At 31.6% G+C, this 23,543-nt stretch carries 22 protein-coding genes and 1 riboswitch; of the genes, 16 read left to right on the top strand and 6 right to left on the bottom strand.

Features of this window, described 5'->3' with window-relative positions:
• Positions 1-37: 37 nt before the first annotated feature.
• A complete protein-coding gene (locus B4A23_RS10090) occupies positions 38-643 on the bottom strand; it encodes a DUF4126 domain-containing protein (protein WP_084106959.1) in 606 nt (201 codons plus the stop codon).
• Between the two features lie 339 nt (positions 644-982).
• Here B4A23_RS10090 and udk point away from each other — a divergent pair, with 339 nt between their 5' ends.
• The 14 genes from udk to B4A23_RS10020 all read left to right on the top strand — a co-directional run bounded on the left by udk (position 983) and on the right by B4A23_RS10020 (position 16,084).
• Positions 983-1,651, top strand: a complete 669-nt coding sequence (udk, locus tag B4A23_RS10085; RefSeq protein WP_280062662.1) for a uridine kinase — start codon at positions 983-985, stop codon at positions 1,649-1,651.
• Positions 1,651-2,040, top strand: coding sequence for an FtsB family cell division protein (locus tag B4A23_RS10080; RefSeq protein WP_291119585.1), 390 nt, complete (start codon positions 1,651-1,653; stop codon positions 2,038-2,040). The genes udk and B4A23_RS10080 overlap by 1 nt, the downstream gene beginning before the upstream one ends.
• Positions 2,033-3,307, top strand: coding sequence for a methylmalonyl-CoA mutase family protein (locus B4A23_RS10075; protein ID WP_291119581.1), 1,275 nt, complete (start codon positions 2,033-2,035; stop codon positions 3,305-3,307). Before B4A23_RS10080 ends, B4A23_RS10075 begins: the two co-directional genes overlap by 8 nt.
• Before the next feature lie 7 nt (positions 3,308-3,314).
• Complete coding sequence (locus B4A23_RS10070) at positions 3,315-3,632, top strand: hypothetical protein (protein ID WP_291119578.1); 318 nt, start codon at positions 3,315-3,317, stop codon at positions 3,630-3,632.
• The gene (locus tag B4A23_RS10065; protein ID WP_291119575.1) at positions 3,622-4,035 is read left to right on the top strand and encodes an RDD family protein; all 414 of its coding nucleotides are present in this window, start codon (positions 3,622-3,624) and stop codon (positions 4,033-4,035) included. Before B4A23_RS10070 ends, B4A23_RS10065 begins: the two co-directional genes overlap by 11 nt.
• 4 nt (positions 4,036-4,039) lie before the next feature.
• Positions 4,040-5,206: an RsmD family RNA methyltransferase gene (locus tag B4A23_RS10060; RefSeq protein WP_291119572.1), complete on the top strand. Its 1,167-nt coding sequence runs from the start codon at positions 4,040-4,042 to the stop codon at positions 5,204-5,206.
• Positions 5,207-5,268: 62 nt separating this feature from the next.
• Positions 5,269-7,446, top strand: coding sequence for an FUSC family membrane protein (locus B4A23_RS10055; protein ID WP_291119569.1), 2,178 nt, complete (start codon positions 5,269-5,271; stop codon positions 7,444-7,446).
• A 3-nt stretch (positions 7,447-7,449) separates the two neighbouring features.
• The gene (locus B4A23_RS10050) at positions 7,450-9,249 is read left to right on the top strand and encodes an ABC transporter ATP-binding protein (RefSeq protein ID WP_291119566.1); all 1,800 of its coding nucleotides are present in this window, start codon (positions 7,450-7,452) and stop codon (positions 9,247-9,249) included.
• Positions 9,250-9,309: 60 nt separating this feature from the next.
• The gene (locus B4A23_RS10045; RefSeq protein WP_291119563.1) at positions 9,310-9,984 is read left to right on the top strand and encodes a hypothetical protein; all 675 of its coding nucleotides are present in this window, start codon (positions 9,310-9,312) and stop codon (positions 9,982-9,984) included.
• 146 nt (positions 9,985-10,130) lie between these two features.
• Positions 10,131-11,513: a TolC family protein gene (locus B4A23_RS10040; protein ID WP_291119561.1), complete on the top strand. Its 1,383-nt coding sequence runs from the start codon at positions 10,131-10,133 to the stop codon at positions 11,511-11,513.
• Positions 11,514-11,517: 4 nt separating this feature from the next.
• The gene (locus B4A23_RS10035) at positions 11,518-12,510 is read left to right on the top strand and encodes an HlyD family secretion protein (RefSeq protein ID WP_280050129.1); all 993 of its coding nucleotides are present in this window, start codon (positions 11,518-11,520) and stop codon (positions 12,508-12,510) included.
• Positions 12,511-12,516: 6 nt separating this feature from the next.
• Complete coding sequence (locus B4A23_RS10030) at positions 12,517-13,698, top strand: ABC transporter permease (protein ID WP_291119559.1); 1,182 nt, start codon at positions 12,517-12,519, stop codon at positions 13,696-13,698.
• 34 nt (positions 13,699-13,732) lie between these two features.
• Positions 13,733-15,622, top strand: coding sequence for an ABC-F family ATP-binding cassette domain-containing protein (locus tag B4A23_RS10025; RefSeq protein ID WP_291119556.1), 1,890 nt, complete (start codon positions 13,733-13,735; stop codon positions 15,620-15,622).
• 68 nt (positions 15,623-15,690) lie between these two features.
• Positions 15,691-15,790: riboswitch (SAM-I-IV-variant riboswitch) on the top strand.
• Between the two features lie 42 nt (positions 15,791-15,832).
• Positions 15,833-16,084 (top strand): hypothetical protein, encoded by a 252-nt coding sequence (locus B4A23_RS10020; RefSeq protein ID WP_180904729.1) that lies wholly within the window; start codon positions 15,833-15,835, stop codon positions 16,082-16,084.
• Positions 16,085-16,135: 51 nt separating this feature from the next.
• On the opposite strand, the gene B4A23_RS10015 is transcribed toward B4A23_RS10020, so the two are convergent.
• Positions 16,136-17,623, bottom strand: coding sequence for a helix-turn-helix domain-containing protein (locus tag B4A23_RS10015; protein ID WP_291119552.1), 1,488 nt, complete (start codon positions 17,621-17,623; stop codon positions 16,136-16,138).
• Positions 17,624-17,740: 117 nt separating this feature from the next.
• On the opposite strand from B4A23_RS10015, the gene aceB reads away from it, so the two are divergent.
• Together aceB and aceA are read left to right on the top strand one after the other, a co-directional pair.
• Positions 17,741-19,327, top strand: coding sequence for a malate synthase A (aceB, locus tag B4A23_RS10010; protein ID WP_291119549.1), 1,587 nt, complete (start codon positions 17,741-17,743; stop codon positions 19,325-19,327).
• A 77-nt stretch (positions 19,328-19,404) separates the two neighbouring features.
• The gene (gene aceA / locus B4A23_RS10005) at positions 19,405-20,682 is read left to right on the top strand and encodes an isocitrate lyase (protein ID WP_349679964.1); all 1,278 of its coding nucleotides are present in this window, start codon (positions 19,405-19,407) and stop codon (positions 20,680-20,682) included.
• A 154-nt stretch (positions 20,683-20,836) separates the two neighbouring features.
• On the opposite strand, the gene B4A23_RS10000 is transcribed toward aceA, so the two are convergent.
• From B4A23_RS10000 to B4A23_RS09985, 4 genes are all read right to left on the bottom strand, one after another.
• Positions 20,837-21,349 carry a hypothetical protein gene (locus B4A23_RS10000; RefSeq protein WP_286501256.1) on the bottom strand — a complete coding sequence of 171 codons (513 nt, stop codon included), beginning with the start codon at positions 21,347-21,349 and terminating at the stop codon, positions 20,837-20,839.
• Positions 21,350-21,356: 7 nt separating this feature from the next.
• Positions 21,357-22,580, bottom strand: coding sequence for a cadherin-like domain-containing protein (locus B4A23_RS09995; protein WP_291119544.1), 1,224 nt, complete (start codon positions 22,578-22,580; stop codon positions 21,357-21,359).
• Positions 22,570-22,848, bottom strand: a complete 279-nt coding sequence (locus B4A23_RS09990; protein WP_291119542.1) for a hypothetical protein — start codon at positions 22,846-22,848, stop codon at positions 22,570-22,572. The genes B4A23_RS09995 and B4A23_RS09990 overlap by 11 nt, the downstream gene beginning before the upstream one ends.
• A gap of 254 nt (positions 22,849-23,102) precedes the next feature.
• On the bottom strand, positions 23,103-23,540 hold the full coding sequence (locus B4A23_RS09985; protein ID WP_180904735.1) for a hypothetical protein: 438 nt from the start codon (positions 23,538-23,540) through the stop codon (positions 23,103-23,105).
• Positions 23,541-23,543: the final 3 nt, after the last annotated feature.

Raw genomic sequence — 23,543 nt, 5'->3', positions numbered from 1 at the left:
AATTGGTTAGCTTTTTTTAATATAATTCTTCACTCTTTCACAATTCTTCCGCCAATAACTGATCACCTTTTTTTCTGACACTTTTATATGCTCTATAACAGACATATAAAATAATTAGTACAAAAATAAATGCTAAAGGAGCCAATACAATTGCCGTAATACTTAATACAATAGAACTAAACGTTTCTCCTGTATTAACCAAAAAATTTCCTGCTCCCGCAGTTGTCGTGGTCGAAACAGCTCTTGCAGCCGCTGTTGTACCGCTAATCGCAGCCGCTGTTCCTCCTCCAGCTATAATCGCCAAAGCCCAAGTTGCGACTTCGTTCATTTCTGGCATCGTAATTCCAACCGCTATTGTTCCTGCAATTCCAGCTAAAGGAACCGCAATCGTATCCAACAAATTATCAATAATTGGAATATAATAAGCTCCAATTTCTACTAACATCGCTACACCAAGTGTTATAAGAGCCGGTGTACTCCCAACCCACATCCAACTTTCGTCGAGATTAATAAAACTACCTCCAAATTTAACAGCTAAACTCAGTACAAATAAGGGAAGAAAAATCCGAAAACCAGCAGCAGCGGCTAATCCTATTCCGAGAAATAACGAAAAAATAGTAGACATTGAGATTAAATCGTTCATAGTTTAGTATTTTATAATAGTTCTGATTTTATAAATATAATGATAAAAAAGATAAAGTTTTTATAATTTTTTCTTTCCTTTGCATCCGATTAAGAGAAACCAAGTACTGCAAAGTACTTTTTTTGTGTAAATAAACCTAAATGTTTGAGCTACATCTAAATAATCGAATAATAAATCAATCATTTTTTAAATGCATTGATAATTATTTCTTTTCTCAAAATCAATCAACCAAAACTTCTTCACGACAACATTTAAAATTTTGCAAGAATCGATTTCTTTTTATTTTAATTTCTGATAGGAAAATTTTATCTTTAAGGAAATTTTACGAGGACTCTTGCAATGGAAACATCAAACGAAATTAAAAAAAATAATAAAACAAAAATGCTGGTAATAGGAATTGCAGGAGGAACAGGTTCGGGAAAAACAACTGTTGTAAATAATATTTTAAGAGATCTTAATGCGGAAAGCGTTATCGTTATCTCTCAAGATAATTATTATAAAGATCATCCTGAATTATCTTTTGATGAACGTTCTAAAATCAATTTTGATCATCCAAGATCAATTGATTTCGAATTACTAAAAGAACATGTCGCTTTATTGAAAAATGGAGTATCAATCGAACAACCTGTCTACTCGTTTATTACGCATAGTCGTAAGGAAGAAACGATTTTAACGCATCCGCAATCGGTTATTATTGTAGAAGGAATTTTAGTATTAACTGATGCAGATTTACGCGATTTATTTGATGTAAAAATCTTTGTTCATGCCGATTCTGACGAGCGTTTAATTCGTCGTGTACGTCGTGATATCCAAGAACGTGGACGCGATTTGGATGAAGTTTTAACGCGTTACCAAAAAACGTTAAAACCTATGCATCAGCAATTTATTGAACCATCTAAAAATTATGCAGACATTATTATTCCGAATATGAAAAAGAAAAATTCTGTCGCAATCAAAGTTTTATCAACTGTAATTAAAGAAAAACTCAACTCGAAAACTACTGTATAATGAAAGAAAAACCGGAAGAAATCTTTGACGAAGAACTTACACCAGAAGTACCGAAAAGAAAAATTAAGGATACACGTGTATTCAAATTTGTTTGGAATCGTTACTTTGTTCTAACGGTTGCGTTTGCTGTTTGGATGATTTTTTTCGACCAAAATTCTTTTTTCGTACATCGCGAGTTGGATAAACAAATCAAATTATTAGAAGTTGATGAACAATACTACCAAGAACACTTGGATACTGAATCTGAAAAATTAAATCAACTAAATAGTAATCCTGCTGAAATTGAAAGAATTGCAAGAGAAAAGCATTTCTTGAAAAAAGATGATGAAGATATTTTTATCATTCAGCAAGAAAAAGTTACGAAGCCACAAAATAAAGAAAATGAGTAAGTTATTTGAAAATTTTGATTCTATTTCTGAAAAAGAATGGAAAAATAAAGTTCAAGTCGAGCTAAAAGGTTTAGAATATAATGAAACCTTGGTTTGGGGAACGAACGATCAAATAAATGTAAAACCATTATATACAAAGGATGATGTCGATTATTCGGCTGTGCAACCTTTACCAAAATCGTCAAAAGATTGGAAAATTATTTCGAAATATACAGAAAATAAAAACCAAGATTACAGCTTTTTGTACGGATATTTGATTGATCAAAATCAAGTTAATCCTTCATTAGAACTTCCTAATTATCTGGATTTATTCATTAAATATGATGGAACTTCTGATTTAAAATCGCTTGAAAATCTTCCAAATCTGAAATATTTAGATTTAGATATTTATGGATATTTGGCTCAGAATGGACTTTGGCAAAATGATTCAGAAAAAGCATCAAAAGAAGTTGTGAAAGAATCTTTAGCGTTGAAAAATTTCGAAAAAGTAATTTCAATTCAAGGAGATGTTTATCAAAATGCTGGTGCAAATCATGTTCAACAAATCGCGATAACACTTGCGCATGCTGTAGAATATTTAGAAAATTTTGGAGCTGATATTGCGGACAAAATCTATTTTAAATTCGCTGTTGGAAGTAATTATTTCTTCGAAGTTGCAAAATTAAGAGCATTCCGCTTTTTATGGAAAATGATTTTGGAGCAATATAACAAAGAAAGTGAAGCATTTATTTTCACTTCAACATCAGATCGCAATAAATCTAAATTAGATATTTACAACAACGTTATTCGCTCTACAATAGAAGCTTCTTCGGCTATTTTCGGTTCAAGCGATGCTGTTTTTGTTGGATCGTATGATGAAGTAAATAAAGAGTCTGATTTTGGATTAGAATTAGCCGCAAAACAACAATTATTGTTGCAAAAAGAATCTTATTTAAACCAATTTGCTGATCCCGCTGCTGGTTCTTTCTACATCGAAAGTTTGACAAATCAAATGGCTGAAAATGCGTTAGAATTGTTCAAAACAATACAAAATGTAGGCGGTTTTGTAAAAGCTTTACAAAACGAAACTATTCAAGATTTTGTTTACACGAGCGCGAAAAAAGAGCAAAAAGATTTTGATGAGCAAACCATTAAATTAATTGGTGTAAATAAGTTTAGAAATCCTGCGGATGTGATTGAAAAATCGCCAAAAGAAAAAGTGGTAAAACAAGCACTTTTTGTTCCGATTGTTCCAACTCGTTTGGCAGAAAAAGAGGAAAAAAAATAGTTTTTACATGAATTGGAGACCAATTTCATTAAAAGAACTCAACAATATAATTGAAACTTCAGTAACTGTTATGGATACTGAAGTTTTGTGTTTTTGGAATTCTATAAAAATAGTTCCAGAAAAAAGACAAGTTCCTTCTTATAGCAATGAAGATTATTTTTGGATTGTAGGTAAAATCAAGAATTATATTATTTATTACAATGATATTGAAGAAGGTTTTAATATTTCCTTAGAAAATAATTTATCGCATATCGAAGTGACTTCTTCTGAACAAGATGAACTTCATTTTGCTTTGATAAAACTTCTTAAAAATTATGAAATCTAATAAATACATTTTTCAACGACTTATAGCGGGATTTATTGATTACGCAGTATTTATAATCATTGCAGCGCTCTATATTTATAAGTTTGGAACTTTAGTAAATGACGGAAGTTATAATGTAAACGGAATAAATACTTTACCTATTTTTATCTTTTGGTTTATTTATTTTATTGTGATTGAAGTTATTTTACATGGAACTTTAGGTCATTTAATCCTAAATTTGCAACCTGTAAATGCTAAAACAGAAAAACCAATTAGTTTTTCGCAATCTTTTATTCGTCATCTTTTCGATCCTATAGATTATTTTATTTTCGGTGGATTAATTGGAATTTTAATTATAAACAATTCCAAAGAAAGTCAACGTTTAGGTGATATTGTAGCAAATACTAAAATGATTAAAAAATAACAATTTGAATCCAACTATTTTAACAAAAGAATTTCAAGATTATCTAAAAACGATCGAACATGAAGACATCAAATCTATAGGTTTGAAAAAATCGTTGTTTGATGAAATTTCTTCTGCTGAAATTGCACAACAATTAAAAGGAATTCAAGTTTCAAAACATAAATTTCCAACATTTTATTCGACAGAAAATATTTATTTCCCACCTTCAATTAATTTGGAACAAGCAAGTTCGGAAGCTACAGCAAATTATAAATCAACTTTAGTTAAAGGAAAAAATTTGATTGATTTAACCGCAGGTTTTGGGATTGATACTATTGCTTTTGCAAAGAATTTTGAAAAAGTATATCACATCGAACAAAATCCTGAATTAAGTGAGATTGTACAACATAATGCTAAAATTTTAGCATCAAATTTAGAAACTTACACAGGTACTTTTCAATCTTTTTTTGAAGAAAATCCTACTTTAAAATTTGATGTGATTTATCTTGATCCAGCAAGAAGAAATTCGAGCGGAAGAAAATTTATTTTGGAAGATTTAGAACCAAATATTTTAGAATGGATTCCAACTTTTTTCGAAAAAACGGAGAAAATTATCATCAAGCTTTCGCCTTTATTGGACATCACTTCTACCCTACAACAAATTGATTCGATTTCCGAAATACACATTGTTGCATTAAAAAATGAAGTGAAAGATTTTCTAATTATTTTAGATAAAAATTCTTCAACGAAAAATCCTTTGATAAAAGCTGTTAATTTAGAAAATAATCAATCCGAATTTTCTTTTCATTTTGAAGAAGAATATAGTGCAAATGCAAGTTTTGGAGGAATTCAACATTATATTTACGAACCAAATGTTGCGATTCTAAAAACTGGTGCTTTCAAATTATTGAGCGAAAAATTCAATCTTCACAAACTTCATCAAAATACACATTTGTATACTTCGAATGAACTTTTAGAAAATTTTCCTGGAAAAATTTACCTGATTGAAGAAGAAATTAAAAATCCGAAAAAAGAAATTTTAAAGATTAAAGCGAATTTATTGGTCAAAAATTATAATCAACCAATAGACGTTATCAAGAAAAAATTCAAAATTATTGATGGCGGCATAACAACTTTAATTTTTACACAAAGCATTGATGGGTTTCATATTCTAAAAACTTCACGAGTTTAGTTGGGTTTCGAAAAAAGTTGTGTTAATTTTATACAACAATTTTCAACCTTAAAAAATTACACTTGAAAATCATCAATAAAATTGAAAACTTTATCTACGGAGAAGCGCTTTCAGATGGCTTAAAAACTTCTTTAGCGATTATCATTCCACCTATCGTAGCCAGCTTGTTTGGCGATTTATATGCCGGTGTAACAATAAGTCTTGGTGCAGTTTTAGCGCACATGACGGATACACCTGGTCCATTTAAAGAACGCCGAAACCTGATGTGGCTTTCCGTACTCTTGATTTTCCTTGTTTCGTATTTCACCAAAACGATTAATAGTTACCCAATATTTCTAGGTATTTGTTTAACAGTTATCGTTTTCTTTTCTAACATGTTAACCGTTTGGGGACAACGTACAAGTGCGCTTGGAATGGTCATTATGATGTCAATGGTAATGAATATGAATGATTTACGACATGAGTTAAGTCCTCTTCATATTGCGCTTTTTGTGACGGCTGGAGCAGCTTGGTACACTATTTTTAGTCTAGCTATTAGTACCTTTCGTCCTTATCGTATGGCGCAGCAAAACTTAGCTGATACAATGATTCATATTTCTGAATACATTCGAATCAAGGCTTCTATGTTTGATAAAGACTCAAATTATGATGATATTATCAAAAAATTAATCGACGAACATGTTGTAATTAATGAAAAACAAAGTTTAGTTCGTGAATTAGTTTTTTCGAACAAAAAATTGGTAAAAGACCAGACACCAATTGGGCGTTCGATTGTATTTATTTTCTCTGATTTGGTGGATATATTTGAGAATGTAACAGCAAATCAATATGATTATGTGAAAATTCGAGAAGTTTATGGCGATACAAAAGCAATGCGCAAAATCTATAATTTAATGAATAAATTAGCGCATGAACTTAAAATGATTGCTTATCATATTAACTCGAACAAACGTCCTAAACAATCTACTTTTGACTTTGAAGTTGAGTTAAAAAAGATTGATGATGCCATCAAAGAATTATATGCAGAAGGACAAAAACCAATCGTTTTATCTAAAATTTACATCAATCTAAAGCAAATTGTTTATAAAATAGAGTTTATTCATAAGTTTTTTTATGATGATTCGTTCACAGAAAAAAAGAAAAATCCACTAGATCATGCCGAACATTTTGAACCTACAGTTGATTATTCTTTACGAAAGTTGAAAGATCATCTGAATCTAAAATCTTCTATTTTTAGACATGCAATTCGTGCATCAATAGTGATGTTATTAGCTTATGGCGTCACATTTATTATTCCGATGACTTATCATAGTTACTGGATTTTGATGACAGTTTTAGTAATTTTAAAACCTGGTTTTAGTGTAACAAAAAAACGAAACTTTCAGCGTTTGAAAGGAACAATTGGCGGTGGATTAGTCGGAGTTTTAATATTATTGATAATTCCTCAACACAGTATCCGATTTGCTTTAATGCTTATTTTCATGTTAATGGCCTACACTTTTATTCGTCACAAATATGCAATCGGTACATTTTACTTAACCGCGTATATTCTTATTTCATTTAGTTTTTATTCGCAAAAAGATTCATTGTATATAATTCAAGAACGTTTTATTGACACACTTGTTGGAGGATTTATGGCGTTTATTTCGAGTTATTTGATTTTACCAACTTGGGAAAAAAATAATATGAACGAATATATTCAAAAAGCATTGATTGCAAATTATGAGTTTATTTATTTGATTTTTAAAAAATTAGCCGACAACGAAGTTTCTACAACTGATTATAAATTAGCTAGAAAAGATGTTTTTATTGCAATGGCAAATATTAATTCAGTTTTTCAGCGTGTCATTTCTGAACCGAAAGGAAAACAGGAAAATGCTAATGAACTGAATAAATTTACTATTTTCAATCAGTCATTTGTCTCATATTCAGTTGGTTTAGTTAAAATTTTAAAGAAAAATAATTCGGTCATTTTAACTTCAGAACATATTCGATTGATGAAGAAAATTTTGCAATTATTGTTACAAAATATTCGGCTTTACGGTGAATATGAAACAGAAAATTTACCAAAAACAATAGAGTTTAGAGAAAAAACTGTTGTTTATACGGAAATTGAAACAGAGGCTTTGCAAAATGATTCTGAACTGATTGAAGATTTGTTAGAGTATTTGTACGAGATTGCTTACGATTTTACAAAAGTTGGTCACGTTTTTGTGAAAGAACAACCGTTAAAAGAATAATAAATGACAATCATCCAACTGTTTAAAAATCTACGTCCATTTGTAAAACCTTATCGTTCTTTGGTTGTCGCAACTTTGCTCCTAACCTTAGTTGGATCTTTTACTTCACAAGTAAACGCCCTTATTTTACAATATACCGTAGATTCTATAAATGGTTTGGTTGAAGCTGGAAAAGGATTAAAAGAAGGTCTGAAAATCATTTCGTTTATTTCGATTGTTTTGATGACTAAAGAAATCTTGAATGCATTCATCACATTTGGTCAAAAATATTATGGAGAAAAGCTTCGAATTTTTGTTTCGCAAGATTTAGCACAAGCGATTATCGAAAAGATTTTGACCTACAGAATGGCATTTTATACGAATCAAGATAATCAAGCAGGAAAACTTCAAACTCGTATTGACAGAGGAATTGAAAGCTTGACACGTTTAGTTCAAAACTTTTTTATCGATATTTTACCTCTTTTTGCCAATTCAATTGTTGCTTTAATTTTGATGTTCAACGCTAATTTTTATGTTGGATTGGTTGGACTTTGTATCGTTCCGATTTATTTCATTATTACACAACAACAAGCTAAAAAGCTGAGTGGTTGGCGACGTAACTTAAGAGGTTATCGTGAACAAAAATCGCAAGGAATTATCAGCATAATTGATTCAATTACAGTAATTAAATCATTTAACCGAGAAGATATCGAAGGTAAAAAACAACTTGATTTGCAAAAAGAATTGACGAATAATCAAATGCAAACACGTAAAACAAGCTTCTTTTTTGATGGTTTAAAATCCTTTATCGAGCAATTTAGTATGGTGATTATCATCATTTTAACTTCATATTTGGTTCTTGATGGACAAATGACAATTGGCGCAATTATGTTCCATATTTTGTTGTTCAACAACGTTTCGGCTCCTATTCGTCAACTGCATCGTATTTATGATGAAATGAATGATGCGATGATATATTCCGAAAGTTTCTTTGCAATTTTAAAAGCGGATGACGAAAAAGAATCATCTGGAAATTATATTCCAACAAACTTAAAAGGTAAATTCGAAATCCAAAATGTTGACTTTTCTTATCCAAATGGTTACAAAGCCTTGAAAAATATCAACATGACAATTCAGCCCAATAAAATTACAGCTTTGGTTGGTTTGTCTGGCGCGGGAAAAAGTACAGTTATCAATCTATTGGATAAATTTTATCAACCTGATTCTGGAAAAATTCTACTTGACGGAATTGATTTAGAAGAATATGATACGCAATTTTTACGTGATAATATTGGATTGGTTTTACAAAAAAATCACATTTTTAATGGAACGATTGAAGAAAATATTCGTTATGGAAATGTAAACGCAACTTTCGAAGAAATAGAAGATTCCGCAAAACGTGCTTATATTCATGAACAAATTATGGATTTGCCAGAAGCTTATCAATCCAAAGCCTTATTGTTATCTGGTGGTCAACAGCAACGTATTGCCATAGCACGTATGTTTCTCAAAAATCCGCCGATTATTTTCTTGGACGAACCTACTGCAAGTTTGGATGCAATTGCGACGGAACAGATTAAAAATAGTTTGGATGCCATCAAAAAAGATCGAACAGTTATCATTATTTCGCATAGTATTTCTCAAATTATTGATGCCGATTATACGTACGTGATGAAACAAGGTGAAGTTGTAGAACACGGAATTCATGAAGATGTATACAAAATGAACGGCACTTATAAAGAGATTTTTGATGCAATGGCAAAAAGCTTAAACATTGAAAAAATTGCCAAAACTTTTGACGATGAAGAAGAAGAAAATTATTAGGAATAATTCTATTATAAAACATTATAAATCACTATCTTTAAAGAGGTAATAGGATAGCGTATGAAAAAATTAGTTTATTTAATAGTTGGGGTATTGTTTTTTACCCAATCTTGCGAGCAAAAAAAAGAAGCTCCAAAAGAATTAGCACTTAATACGGTAACTTACGAAAGTGCTTTAGACGTTCCTGTAAATAAAGTTGGTGTTCTGATTAATATAGATTCTCTTGGTTTTTTTGATCATAATTCTCAAAATTTAGATCAAAATATTGATTCAAAATCAATTGAAAATCAGCTTAAACAAATAAATTCTAAATTTGATATTGTAAAAGTAATTCGTGATAAATCTGAAAAAATATTAAACGACAACAAGTACACTTATCAAATGATTGATAGATTTGATAAAAATTTAGTTCCGAATGAATTAATCACAAAGGAAAATGTAAATCAAGTTAAATTTAATGATTTAAAAAAAGCGATTAATCAAGATGATTTAGTTTTGATTAATATAAAATCGGGTCTTGATTATGATCCTGCCAACAAACAGAAATACATCGCCAAAACATATGTCTACATTAATATTCTAGACCTTAAAAATAATGCTTTAAAATATAGCGAAACAATTGGTGGAACTAAGTATATAGACGAAACAATCAATAAAAGTACGACGGATTATTTAGAGAAAATGATGAAAGAGTCATTAAACGAAACGTTGGATATTATTGATAATAAATATTAAATACATTGAACTATGCGCCATTTTTTTGGCAACTTTTGGAAGTCCTGAACCCTTAAAAAGTTTCAGGATTTTTATTTTTAATGATATTCTAATATTGACTTTTATTCATGGTATATTTTTTGTTAATTTTATGCTAAAATTATAGGATGCTTATTATTCGATATTTATCTTTTATTCCATTATTGACTTCTATTTCGGGATTTGCACAACAATTGATTGATCCGCAACTTCGATTGCCTGTTGAAAAAGCGATTGAGTCAAGTTATGAATTAAAAAATAAACAACTGGAAGTCGAAAAAAACAATTACCAATATGACGAAGTAAAAGGTAAACGACAACCAAATTTATCTGCAATTGCACTGGGTGGTTATCTAAACTCGAACGGAATCATCGATATTCCAACCAAATCAATCGATATTTTGTCCACAGAATTGTTTTCGGGTAATCAAAAATTCAATACCTCAGCAGGATTATTTACTGTCGGAATTAACGCTACTCAAATTATATTTTCGGGATTACAAATTCCAAATGCTTTGAATGCTATTCAGGAAAAAAGTACTGCTTTAGATTATTTGAAAGAAGCCGAAAAAGAAACTATAACCAAAGATATCTTACAAACCTATGATCAATTGATGTTATTGGTCAAAGTAGAAGAATTAATTTCAAATTCTGCAAAACGCTTGGATAAAGAGCATCTTAAAGTTCAAAAGGCAATTCAAAATGGTTTAGCTATTCCATACGATCGTGAAAAAATAAAATTAGCAATGCTAGAATTAGAAGCTCGACAAGTAGAACTGAATGGTAATCGACAATTACTGTACAAAAAATTAGAAACTTTAACGCATCTGTCTGAACAAGATCTTCAACAAATTCAATACGAACTAGCGCCAATTGACATTCTTGCTTCAAGTTATACTTTAGAAAATAAAAAAGAGTTGAAAGCACTTGAACACTCTGTGAAAGCTTACGAATTTATATATCAAAAAGAAAAAGGTTCACACTTACCACAAGTTTTTGCATTCGCGAACACCAATTATACGTCAATTTTTGGAAGTCGTTTCAAATTAAAAGATGTTGATATATTAGGTGATGTTAATTTGAAAATGAACCAATTTTCGATGTTTCCTAATATTTTGATTGGTATTGGCGCAAAATGGGAATTGTTGGATGGCGGACAACATAAAAATAAATTAGCACAAGCGAAAACTGACATTTTAATAAATGAAAACAAGTTAAAAGATTCCCAAGAAAAACTGAATTTATTATTAAGTAAAAACAAAATTGATTACGAAACTTCTACTGAAAAATTGAAAGTAAATAATCAACAAAATACCATTGCAACAAATAATTTAGAAATCGCATCAAGACAATTTCAAGAAGGATTAATAGATGTAACCGAGCGTTTGGCTGCCGAAAATGATTATTACAAAGCCAATTTAGGTTATTATGCTCAAATCTTGGATCAACGCTCTAAAACCTACGAATTACTTCAAACTTCTGGAGAATTATTTAATCAATTATCAAATTAAAATCATGAAAAATACACTATACTATATTTTTGCTTTAAGCGGATTAATACTTTTTACAAATTGTAAATCATCTGACAAGGAAAATAAAAAAGAAGAGCAAACTATTTTTCAAGGTAAAATTGAGCGCGATCAAATTAGCGTTGTAACAAAAATCCCAGGAAAAATAGATCAAATATTAGTTCACGAAGGTGATGAAGTAAAAAAAGGACAAACGCTTTTTATCTTACAATTACCAGAAGTTGATGCGAAGAAAAGTCAAGCAGAAGGTGCAGTAAATTCTGCCGAAGCTCAATATGAAATGGCGAAAAAAGGTGCTACAGATAATCAATTGAAACAATTGCGCGCAAAAGTTGCTGGCTTGAAAGAGCAATTAGATTATGCAGAAAAATCAAATCATCGATTAAAAAATATGCTTCGAGATAGTCTTGTCCCACAACAAAGTTATGATGAAGTTTATGCTAAATATCAAGGCGCTAAAAACCAATATTTAGCTGCAAAAGCGGAATTAGCTGATGCCGAAAATGGTGCGCGTGTAGAGCAACAACAAATGGCTTTGGGACAAAAAGAGCGTGCTTTGGGAGCTTTGCAAGAAGTAGATGTTGCTGAGGCGGAAAGACACATCAAAGCACCACAAGACATGACGGTTGAAACAATTAATCTAAAAGTTGGAGAATTAGCTTTGGCTGGATATTCTATTGCAAACGGGATTTTGGAAGAAACTACATTTTTTAGATTTACAATTCCTGAGAATAAAATCGGACAATTGCAAAAAAATCAAATCGTCAATTTAAAAGTTCCTTATAAAAATAATATGGTTTTGAAAGGTAAAATTGTTTCGATAAAAGTACTTAATTCATATGCAAATATTTCGACTGCTTATCCTGATATTGATCAACAACAATCGCAATATGAAGTGAAAGTTGTTCCTGTTGACTATAAACAAGCTGCTCAACTGTTGACAAAAGCAAATGTAGTTTTAGATCTTAACGCTAAATAAATTCTGATGAAAACGATTTTTCATTTAATTATACGAGAATTCAAACTTTTCTTCAAGAATCCTGTTTTACCAATTTTATTCTTGGGAGCGCCTATTATGTATGGTGTTCTGATCGGAAATGTTTATAAAAAAGGGAATGTAACCGATTTACCAATTATTGTTGTAGATGAAGATCATACGACGACAAGTCAGAAAATTATTCAGATGTTAGATGAAAATGAATCGGTTAAAGTTGCTGAAGTTTTACCTTCAACATTTGATTCTAAGAATAAAGCTTTAGCAATCGGAGCTGAAGTTGTGGTTGTTATTCCTCGAAACTTTCAGTCTGATGTACAGCAAAAAAAAATACCCGAAATCGCTTATTTTGTAGATGCTTCAAACACGTTAACTTCTAATACAGCAGCAATCGCAATTACGACAGTTCTAACAACAATGAAAGCCGGAATTTCAATAGAAACAGCTAGAAAACAAAGCGTTCCTGAATATATTGCTACACAAAGCTACGAACCATTCAAATCAACGATGATTCGCCAAAATATCAGAAGTGGAAACTACTTATATTTTATGCTTCCAGGTGTTTTATTAACCGTATTACAACAGGTTTTATTATTAGGTTTAGCACTTTCATTTGCTTCAGAATTTGAGAATAGGACATTTAATGAATTGATCTCAAAATCATCCAATCCATTTACCATTTTATTCGTCAAAACTTTTCCTTATTTATTTATGTCAGTATTTATATATATGCTGTATTATTGGTTCGGAATGTTTTATGACATGAAATTAGAAACCGAATTTTGGCCATTCTTTACGTCTTCTCTTGCATTTATTTTAGCCGTTTGTTTTTTGGGTTTTTTAGTCAGTATTCTTCTTCCAAGCCAACTAAAAGCAACCGAAGTTTTGATGGTTGTCGCAACACCAAGTTTTATTTTAAGTGGATTTACATGGCCTTTAAGTCAAATGCCAAAATGGATTCAAGCAATTGCAGATTGCATTCCATTAACACATTATTTGAAAATATTCCGAATACTTTTCATCGAAAAAGGCGATCCTGCGTTAATTCAACCACATTTAAATAATCTAATTGTAATAGGAAGTATTTGCTTTGTCTTATCTTTGGCCATTCTAATCGTTAAAATAAGAAAAGCTAAACAATCGATGAAACAAATCGAAACAGAAAAGATTTAGCATCTTTTTTAACTTACAAAACAGATAATAAACCATGAATTTTCTTACAGTTGAAAATCTAACCAAATCATATGGAATCCGAACTTTATTTGAAGATGTAAATTTTCATGTAAATGAAGGAGACCAAATCGCATTCGTCGCAAAAAACGGAAGTGGAAAATCTACTTTACTTAAAATTTTAGCTGGATTAGAAACGGCTGATTCTGGCGAAGTTCGTCCAAATAAAGGTGTTAAAATTTTGATGTTAGATCAAAGTGATGACTTTGACGAAAATTTAAAAAGTGAAGAATATATTTTCAATCATTCGAATGAAGTTTTAGATATTGTTCGTCAATATGAAAACATGATCGAAAATGATCCAACAAATCCTGATTTAATTGATTTAATGGGAAAAATGGACGTTTTGGATGCTTGGAAAGTTGAACCAACAATCAAAGAAATTTTATCTAAATTGAAGATTGATTTCTTGGATCAAAAAATTGGAAAACTTTCTGGTGGTCAGCGCAAACGTATTTCTTTAGCAAAATTTTTGATTGATTTAAGTTTCGAAACTGGATATGTTCTTTTGATTTTAGATGAGCCTACCAACCATTTGGATATTGAAATGGTAGAATGGCTTGAATATTTCTTGAACAAAGAAAACAAAACATTGATTTTGGTTACGCACGATCGTTATTTCTTAGATGCAATTTGTACCAAAATTCTCGAAATGGAGGACAAAACATTGTATGTACATTCGGGAAATTACGAAACTTATATTACGAATAAAGCATTGCGTATCGAAAATCAAAATGCGACAATTGACAAAGCGAAAAACCTTTATCGTAAAGAGATTGAATGGATGCGTCGTCAACCGCAAGCACGTACAACAAAGTCTAAATCTCGTATTGATGCGTTTTATGATACTGAAAAAGTGGCTAAACATAAAATTGTCGATCAACAAGTAAAATTAGAGATGGTGATGACGCGTTTGGGTCAAAAAATCATCGAAATGGAACATGTTTCGAAAGCATTTGGTCAAAAGAAAATTTTAGATGATTTCTCTTATATATTCGCTCGTGGTGGAAAAATTGGTTTAGTCGGAAAAAATGGTGTTGGAAAAACCACTTTCTTGAAAATGTTAGAAGGAATCGAAACTATGGATTCTGGAACAATTGAACGTGGAGAAACCTTAAATATCGGACACTTTAAACAAGATGGAATTGAATTTAAAGGCGACGAACGTGTCATTGAGTTTGTGAAAGATATTGCAGATTTTTTCCCTCTTTCTAATGGAAAAGAAATGCGTGCAGAACAGTTCTTAGAAATGTTTTTATTCACGCCAGAACAACAACATACTTTTATCTCAAAGTTAAGTGGTGGTGAGAAAAAACGTCTGCAATTATTAGCAATTTTGTATAAAAATCCTAACTTTTTGATTCTTGATGAGCCAACAAACGATTTAGATTTACCTACTTTAACGGTTCTTGAAAGTTTCTTAGAAGAATATCAAGGTTGTTTATTAGTTGTTTCCCACGATAGATATTTTATGGATAAAGTGGTCGATGAATTGATGATTTTTGAAGGAGAAGGAAAAATTTCTCGTTATATGGGAACATATACAGAATATCACATCGAGAATAAGAATAAGCCCGTAACTGAGGATAAAAAGGAGGAAAAAGAAATCGTGATTCAGGAAAAAGTAGAATCAAAAGAAAAAATAAAAGAAGCTAAACCAAAAAAATTATCGTTTAAAGAACAGCGAGAATTAGAGGAAATTAATAAATCTTTACCAATTCTTGAAGCTAAAAAAGAAGAATTAACAAATTTACTTTCCGACCCAAATTTAGGTTATGACAAAATCGTAACTATTGGAGATGAACTACAAAAAATTGTAGACGAATTAGAAGAAAAAGAATTTCGTTGGTTAGAATTAAGCGAATAAAAATATTGAAAAGGAACTTTTTTTGAGTTCCTTTTTTTGTTTTAAAAATTTATTTCTATATTTACTCTATCAATCATCAGGAGTTTCTGAAAAATCAGAACACCAACCGAGCCAAAACCGCGCTACGGTGGTATAGAATGAGGGCAAACGCCAAAATAAAAGGTTATTCTCCACTCTATCCTGTTGTTTTTATCATTAAAAATTGAAACAATGGAAAATCTAAAAAATGAATTTGTCGTATTATTCCGTGAATTAACTGACAACGAATTAGTCGATCGCTTTAATCAAAATGTAGGAAACAGTTCCTGGAATTCTGCCAGAAGATGTTATGTCAAAACATTATTTGACGAATTACAATACCGTAATTTTGATTGCGCAACCATAGAAAGAGGAAACACATTTTCGCTTCAACATTATGTAGTATTAATTGAAAATAGATTAGAATATTTAGATCAAACATAAAAAAAGGAAAACTTGAAACAAGTTTTCCTTTATATTTTATGGTAGACAATATTACTTACTCTGCTCTTTTATAAAATCATTAATCGTAACATTTAATCGTTTATTTCGGATATCTTTTTCAAAACGAATTGGTTCTGCAACACGTTCTGCACAATCTTTCATCCCGCAATTTTCGCATGTAACCGCAACTTCTTTTACTGGAATTGATGGGTCATTCATAAATTTAACTTTACGTTGTGCTGATTTATACAACACACCTATCGTTACGCTTCTTAAATAATTTGGATTGAATGGATCTTTCGTTCCTGAAGAAATCACATAATATTTTTGATTATTATTGAACGGATACAACGAAATTTGTGCAGAAATCTCATGATGATCATCTTGATGTTTTTCCAATTCTTTCAAAACATTTAACGAAACCCAACGACGACAATAATGCTCATCCGTTTCATTTGCTTGTGGCGATTGTTGTTGATTAAGGTGAAGTTCTTTCGTTAATTTATATGAATTTGAGCCAACTTTTGCTGACAAACGCAAGAAAAACAAATCACGAATATTAAAATGTTTGGGTAACAAATTTGTCATTCGTTGATAAACCGTCTCAGGAGATTCGGTATATTTTCCAAGAATTTCTTGAAATTTAGACAAATCATGATGCTCTATAGCAAACAAATTCTGCATATCCTTCAACAATTTTTCTTCTGGTAACAACAACGCTCCAGCAAAATAAGATGCATAAAAATTGTTTAACAATTGATCAAAATTATCAAAACTTGCCCACGAAAATGTATACAAACGTTCCTTCAAATCAAGGTAATTATAGCCTAATTCTTTCGCTAAAATAAATCGTTTTTGATCATTGTCAGAATTGATATTGATATACAAAAGTTTTTTATCTTTGATAAAAATAGAACGCAATTTCGCTAAATCCTTCCCTCCTAAAGAAGTGAAATCTTCATAAAGAATGGTATAATTATATTCTTCTTTCAGAATTTCCTCCATCGTTTCATTTTTCACAAAATCTTCTGATTCAATCAAATATTCTTGTAAAAAACTCTTTGCCGATTTCTCAATTTCAGGAAAATAATTATCATTTGCTTCCTGAAAAGACCTCAACGAAGCCAAGAAAAAACTTTCGCGTGTAAGATTGTAATTATTACCTATTTCAATCAACGTAGAAATAAACGCATTTACCTTCATTGGGGCGTTAGAAATGATCTCAATTAAATCTCTTTCTTCTATTCCGAAGAGTTCCAAAGGAATTTCTTGTAATAAATTTGATTGTAAAATCTCAGCGACTGGCGCCAAATTTTTATCCAATTTTAATGAAACTATCTCATCGTAAGGAATTTCCAACGCTTCGGCAAGAGCAACAATTTTATCAGTTTTTGGATATTTTTTACCTTTTTCGATCTCATTCAAATACGATTTCGAAAGTCCAGTCAACTTAGATAACTTAAACAATGACAAATCCTTAGCCGTTCTAACTTGTTTTAGTTTTAACCCAAAAATTAATTTAATGTATTCTTCTTGCATAATTTTTTCAAAAATATTTGGTAAATGTAAACGAATTTTTATAATTTAGCGAACGTTCGCTGGAAGTAAAATTCCGCTCGAATAACCAAAACCAAAATTACAACAAAAACACAAAAAATGGATACTATTACAAGTGAATTAAAATTATCGCAGAATAAGCTGGATAGTTATCCAGATGTTTTGACAACCGAAGCGGTTAAATTTTTAACAGCTTTACACAAAAATTTCAATGAAAGACGTTTAGAACTTTTAGCGAATCGACAAGAAAGACAAATCTTTTTTGATTTGGGGAATTTTCCAACTTTTTTGTCAGAAACAAAGGAAATCAGAAATGGTGATTGGACAGCAGCTCCAATTCCAGCTGATTTACAAGACAGACGCGTTGAAATAACTGGTCCAGTTGACCGTAAAATGGTAATTAATGCGTTAAACTCTTGCGCTAAAACATTTATGGCCGATTTTGAAGATAGTAATTCTCCAACATGGGATAACAATCTTCAAGGACAACAAAATTTAAGAGATGCAGTAAATGGTACTATTTCATTCGAAAATAATGGAAAAAAGTATCATTTAAACGAAAAAACTGCTGTCTTGCTTGTAAGACCGAGAGGTTTACATTTGAATGAAAAGAATATCATAATAGATAAACAAGAAATATCAGGCTCACTATTTGACTTTGGTTTATATTTTTTCCATAATGCACACACGTTACTTTCCAAGCAAAGTGGGCCTTATTTCTATCTTCCTAAATTAGAACATCACCTAGAAACACGCTGGTGGAACGATGTTTTTGTTTTCGCACAAAATTATTTAAACATTCCACAAGCTACGATTAAAGCTACAGTTTTGATCGAAACTATAACAGCTTCTTTTCAGTTAGATGAAATTATTTACGAATTAAAAGACCACATCGCAGGCCTTAACTGCGGTCGTTGGGATTATATATTTTCTTATATCAAAAAATTTAAGAAACACCAAAATTTTATTGTTCCAGATCGTTCACAAGTTACGATGACTTCGCCTTTTATGGCTGCATATTCGCAAGCAGTTATTCAACGTTGTCATAAACGAAACATACATGCAATTGGTGGAATGGCCGCTCAAATTCCGATTAAGAATGATGAAAAAGCCAATGAAATTGCCTTTGAAAAAGTGAAGAATGATAAACTTCGCGAAGTAAAAAATGGACACGATGGGACGTGGGTTGCGCATCCTGCTTTGGTAAAAGTCGCAAAAGATATTTTTGACGAATATATGCCACAAGCTAATCAAATTGACAATAAGCGAGAAGATGTTGTAACAACTGCCGAGGCTTTGTTAGAATTGCCAAAAGGAACAGTTACAGAACAAGGAATTCGAGACAATATTAATGTCGGAATTTTATATATCGAAAGTTGGTTATCTGGAAAAGGAGCCGCAGCTTTATATAACTTAATGGAAGACGCAGCAACAGCAGAAATCTCTCGTACGCAGATTTGGCAATGGTTAAGCCAGTCGATTACGTTAGAAAACGGATGCGAATTTAACAGTGACAAATACAAAAAATTAAGAGCCGAAGAGGTTCAAAAAATAAAAGAATTAGTTGGTGAGGAAAACTATTTGAATGGAAGATTTGAAGAAGCTATTTCAATCTTTGACGAATTAGTTTTATCACACAAGTTTACCGAATTTTTAACATTAGAAGCCTATAAGTATATTGATTAAGCCCTTATAACCAGACACACACAAAAAGAAATACACACACAACACACATTCATAAACAAAACACAAAAAACACAATTATGAGCAACCAAGAAAGAATTCAGAAGATTCGGCAGGATTGGGAAACTAATCCACGCTGGACAGACATTGTTCGTCCTTATTCAGCAGAAGATGTAATTCGATTAAGAGGTTCTTTGGACATCGATTACACTTTAGCAAGATTAGGTGCTAAGAAACTTTGGGAAGGCTTAAATTCGAAGCCATTTATGGCGGGTTTAGGTGCTTTGAATGGTAATCAAGCCATACAAGAAGTGCAAGCTGGTTTGGATGCAATTTATCTTTCGGGATGGCAAGTTGCTGCAGATGCAAATCTTTCGGCAGAAATGTACCCAGATCAATCATTGTATCCAGCCAATTCGGTTCCCATGGTTATAAAACGTATTAACAATGCGTTGCGTCGTCGCGATGAAATACAATCTGTTACCGAACAGGGAAACATTGATTATATGGTACCAATTGTTGCCGATGCAGAAGCTGGATTTGGAGGAAACTTGAATGCTTATGAATTGATGAAACAAATGATAGAAGCTGGTGCTGCTGGCGTTCATTTCGAAGATCAATTATCATCAGCCAAAAAATGTGGTCATCTTGGAGGAAAAGTTTTAGTTCCAACACAAGAAGCAATTAACAAATTGGTTGCAGCTCGTTTAGCGGCAGATGTTTGCGGCGTTCCTACTCTATTGGTTGCAAGAACTGATGCAGAAGCTGCGAATTTGATTACTTCGGATATCGATGAAAGAGATCAACCTTTTATTATACAAGGAAGTAGAACTTCTGAAGGTTTTTACAATGTAAGAAATGGTTTGGAACAAGGAATTAATCGAGGTTTAAGCTATGCGCCTTATGCTGATTTAATTTGGATGGAAACATCTAACCCAGATCTTGGAATGGCAAGAGAATTTGCACAAGCGATTCGAGAAAAATATCCAAATCAGATGTTAGCTTATAATTGTTCGCCTTCATTTAATTGGGCAAAACATTTAACAGAAACTCAGATGGAAACATTTCGCGAAGATTTAGCTGAAATGGGATACAAATTCCAATTCATCACTTTAGCAGGTTTCCATGCGATGAATACCTCTATGTTCGAGTTATCACGTGCTTACAAAGCTAAAGGAATGGCGGGATACTCGGCATTACAAGAAAGAGAGTTTGCGTTACAAGAAGAAGGTTTTGCAGCTGTAAAACACCAATCTTTTGTAGGAACACAATATTTCGATTACGTACAAAACACAGTGCAACAAGGCATTTCGTCTACTACGGCTATGGCCGAAAGTACGGAAGCCGCACAATTCTAATACATACTTTTCAATTAAAAAGGACGTACCGCAACTACGTCCTTTTTTTATTTCATTATATCTACCAAACAGATTTTCAGATGAATAAAAAAAATTCGAAGAAATTTCTTCCTTCGAATTTTTTAAATGTTTAGTTAATAATATAATTTAGTTATTAGTTCCAATAACTCCATTGTACTCCATCAAAAATAGCCACCGTTTTAGACGCTAAGTCGTAACACATCATACCAGGATAAGGGTTTACAACATCTGTAGATAAATTATTTACTCGTGGTAAAACAAGCGCTTTATCTGGAGACTCTAAAACCAAAACTCCATCTGCTGTAGAGGTTTCAGCTCCAATGATTACACCTTCCCCAATATCATAATCATTATAACCATATGGGTAATTACCTCTATCAGTTAGGTTAACCCATTGTCCATTTTCATACATTTTAACTTTTATATCGCTCATATCAAATACAAAAGTTCCATTTGAAGGGTTTTGAGGCGCACTATCATTTGCTGGAAGAATAATCCCTTTTGAATTATTATCTTCAAACTGCAAAAGTGTAGATTCTGTTATTACTGATGTCGGATAATTTCCTTCTTCAGCAATTATCATTTGAGCATTAACACTTGTAAAAAGTAAGGTAGAAAGTAATGAAGTAAAAATTATTTTATTCATCATTATATTAGTTACATGCATTATTTAAACAATCCCAATTATCTCCATTATATAATTTGACACATTTATCTGTCTCATCATAAGCAATCATTCCTTCTATAGGTGCCTTTATATCTGTAACAACATTTTTCACACGAGTAATCACCATTCCCTTCGTATTAGAATCCAAAACAAGTGCTCCATTAGGAATTTCGGATGGCCAATTAGGACTAACAATTGTATTCGTAGATATTCCTACTTTAGTAGTTCCAGTAGGTGTTCCTGTTTGCGGCGCTTTAGTACACGGACAAACTACTTTTTTTAATCCACTTCCATAACCAGACATACTAGTAGCTCCAATTACTTTCTGTGTAGCTTTAACTGTATTATCTATATTTGTATTCCATGTGATTGAATTAAATGCTGCATTAATTGTTGTACTACCAGATATTTTACCAAAGAATCTCATCTCATACAACTTCTTATCAGCATTAGATTTTCTAGCTAATAATGTTAACACTCCAAGCTCCGAGATCTTCACTCGAATAATTGGGAAATTTTTATCTCCAATAATATCGTAAATCTGTTCAACACCTGAAGTTACTCCGTGTCTACTTCCATCTAAGAACTCAACATTTTGTTTCGATCCACTTACCTGAAAATCTATTTCTTCATTTGCTAAATCAGTACCGTTAATAGTTAACATAAATGAATTATCTAATGTGTAAATATCAAATTGAAAACCATAATCTGTTGCAGGCATTGTAAAAGTTTGAGCACCTCCATTTGCGACACTAAAATCTGATCCTTTTACAGTAGTTGTACAAGGCGGAATATTAATTTTAATTGTTTTAGGAAGCGATGTCCCAGGTGAAGCTACACCGTTTAAAGTATAATTATCTTGTATAGTATATTCTATTGTTGCTTGTCCTTCAAAACCTAAAGAAGGCATAAAAGTAACAAAGCCATTAACATCAGCAGTCCACGTTCCTTTAGCATCTGTATATGTACTTTGTATCCCTGGCGTATTAACATCCAAGTCAATTGTGTTCTTCTGTATAGATTGTTTATCATCATATTCTACAGCTTTGCTAGCTACATCAATTGTAACTGGTTGATCTTTTAACCTTCCAGATTCTACAAAATTTTCACCTACAGGTAATGTATTTAACGCATTCAACGTCACAGAAATATTTACCGATTCATACGATGAAGTACTTGCATTAAAACCAGGATAAAATTTAAGTGGCATAGATCCAGCTTGTATGATTATTGGGAGGCAAAGGAAGCGGGGACTTACTCCATGCTGCTCCTCCACCAGCGGTATCTGTTCCTGCTACAATTGTCGCTGTAGAGATATCTGGTGTGCCTGTTATTAATGTCCAACCACTTGGGACGCAAATACCACAAGGAGTGGGTTTGGTGGAACTTCCATTTGAAGCAGGTATTCCAACTTGGGCATAAGTAGTCCCAAAGAAAGCTAAGGTAAAACCTAAACTTACTAACCATTTAATTTTCATAAAATTCAATCTATCATCAATTATCAGGTAGTAGTAAGTTCGAAAGAAACGCAAATTTATTCAAATAAGGATAAATCGATCCTTCTATATTAATTATTTTTCTAAATAATGCTAATTTAAAAGCATTCTAAAATTATCAATAAACCTATGTAAGAATGATTTACTCTTAAAAAATAAATTCCACAATCACCCTAAATGTATCATTAAAGAGATAAAGAATTTGAGATTTTTGGGTAAGTTAAATATAAAATTCATCAATCAACTTTCGTAATCTGAAACGACTTTCCATTCATTTCGAACGAATCTTTTTCCGATTTTCCAACCAAGATTTTAGCCAAAGGGGTTTGAGTTGATAGAATAAATATCTTTTTATTCTCGAAAATAATTTCTCCAAAACTACATGCCATACAGAAATTTCCCATCGTAGTTTCAACATAACTTCCTAAACCAATGGTTTTGTTCTCCACAATTTTTATTTTAGAAAAGATGTCTTGCTGAATCAAGACTTCATTCAATTGGTTTTGAATTCGAGTAATTTCCTGTTGCATCATTTCGCGCGATGTTTCATATTTATCGCCCATACTACTTTTGGTATCATTGTTAGAGGCGCGTAAATCGTCAATCAAACCATTCAAATACGTTATTTTATCTTCGATTTGTTGTGCTATAAATTGATATAATTCTGCTTTCATTTC

This window comes from Empedobacter sp. UBA7248, from assembly GCF_002472945.1.
Taxonomy (GTDB): Bacteria; Bacteroidota; Bacteroidia; order Flavobacteriales; family Weeksellaceae; genus Empedobacter; species Empedobacter falsenii_C.
Note: the sequence above shows the minus strand (reverse complement) of the source record. Positions and strands in the feature narration are given on the sequence as shown.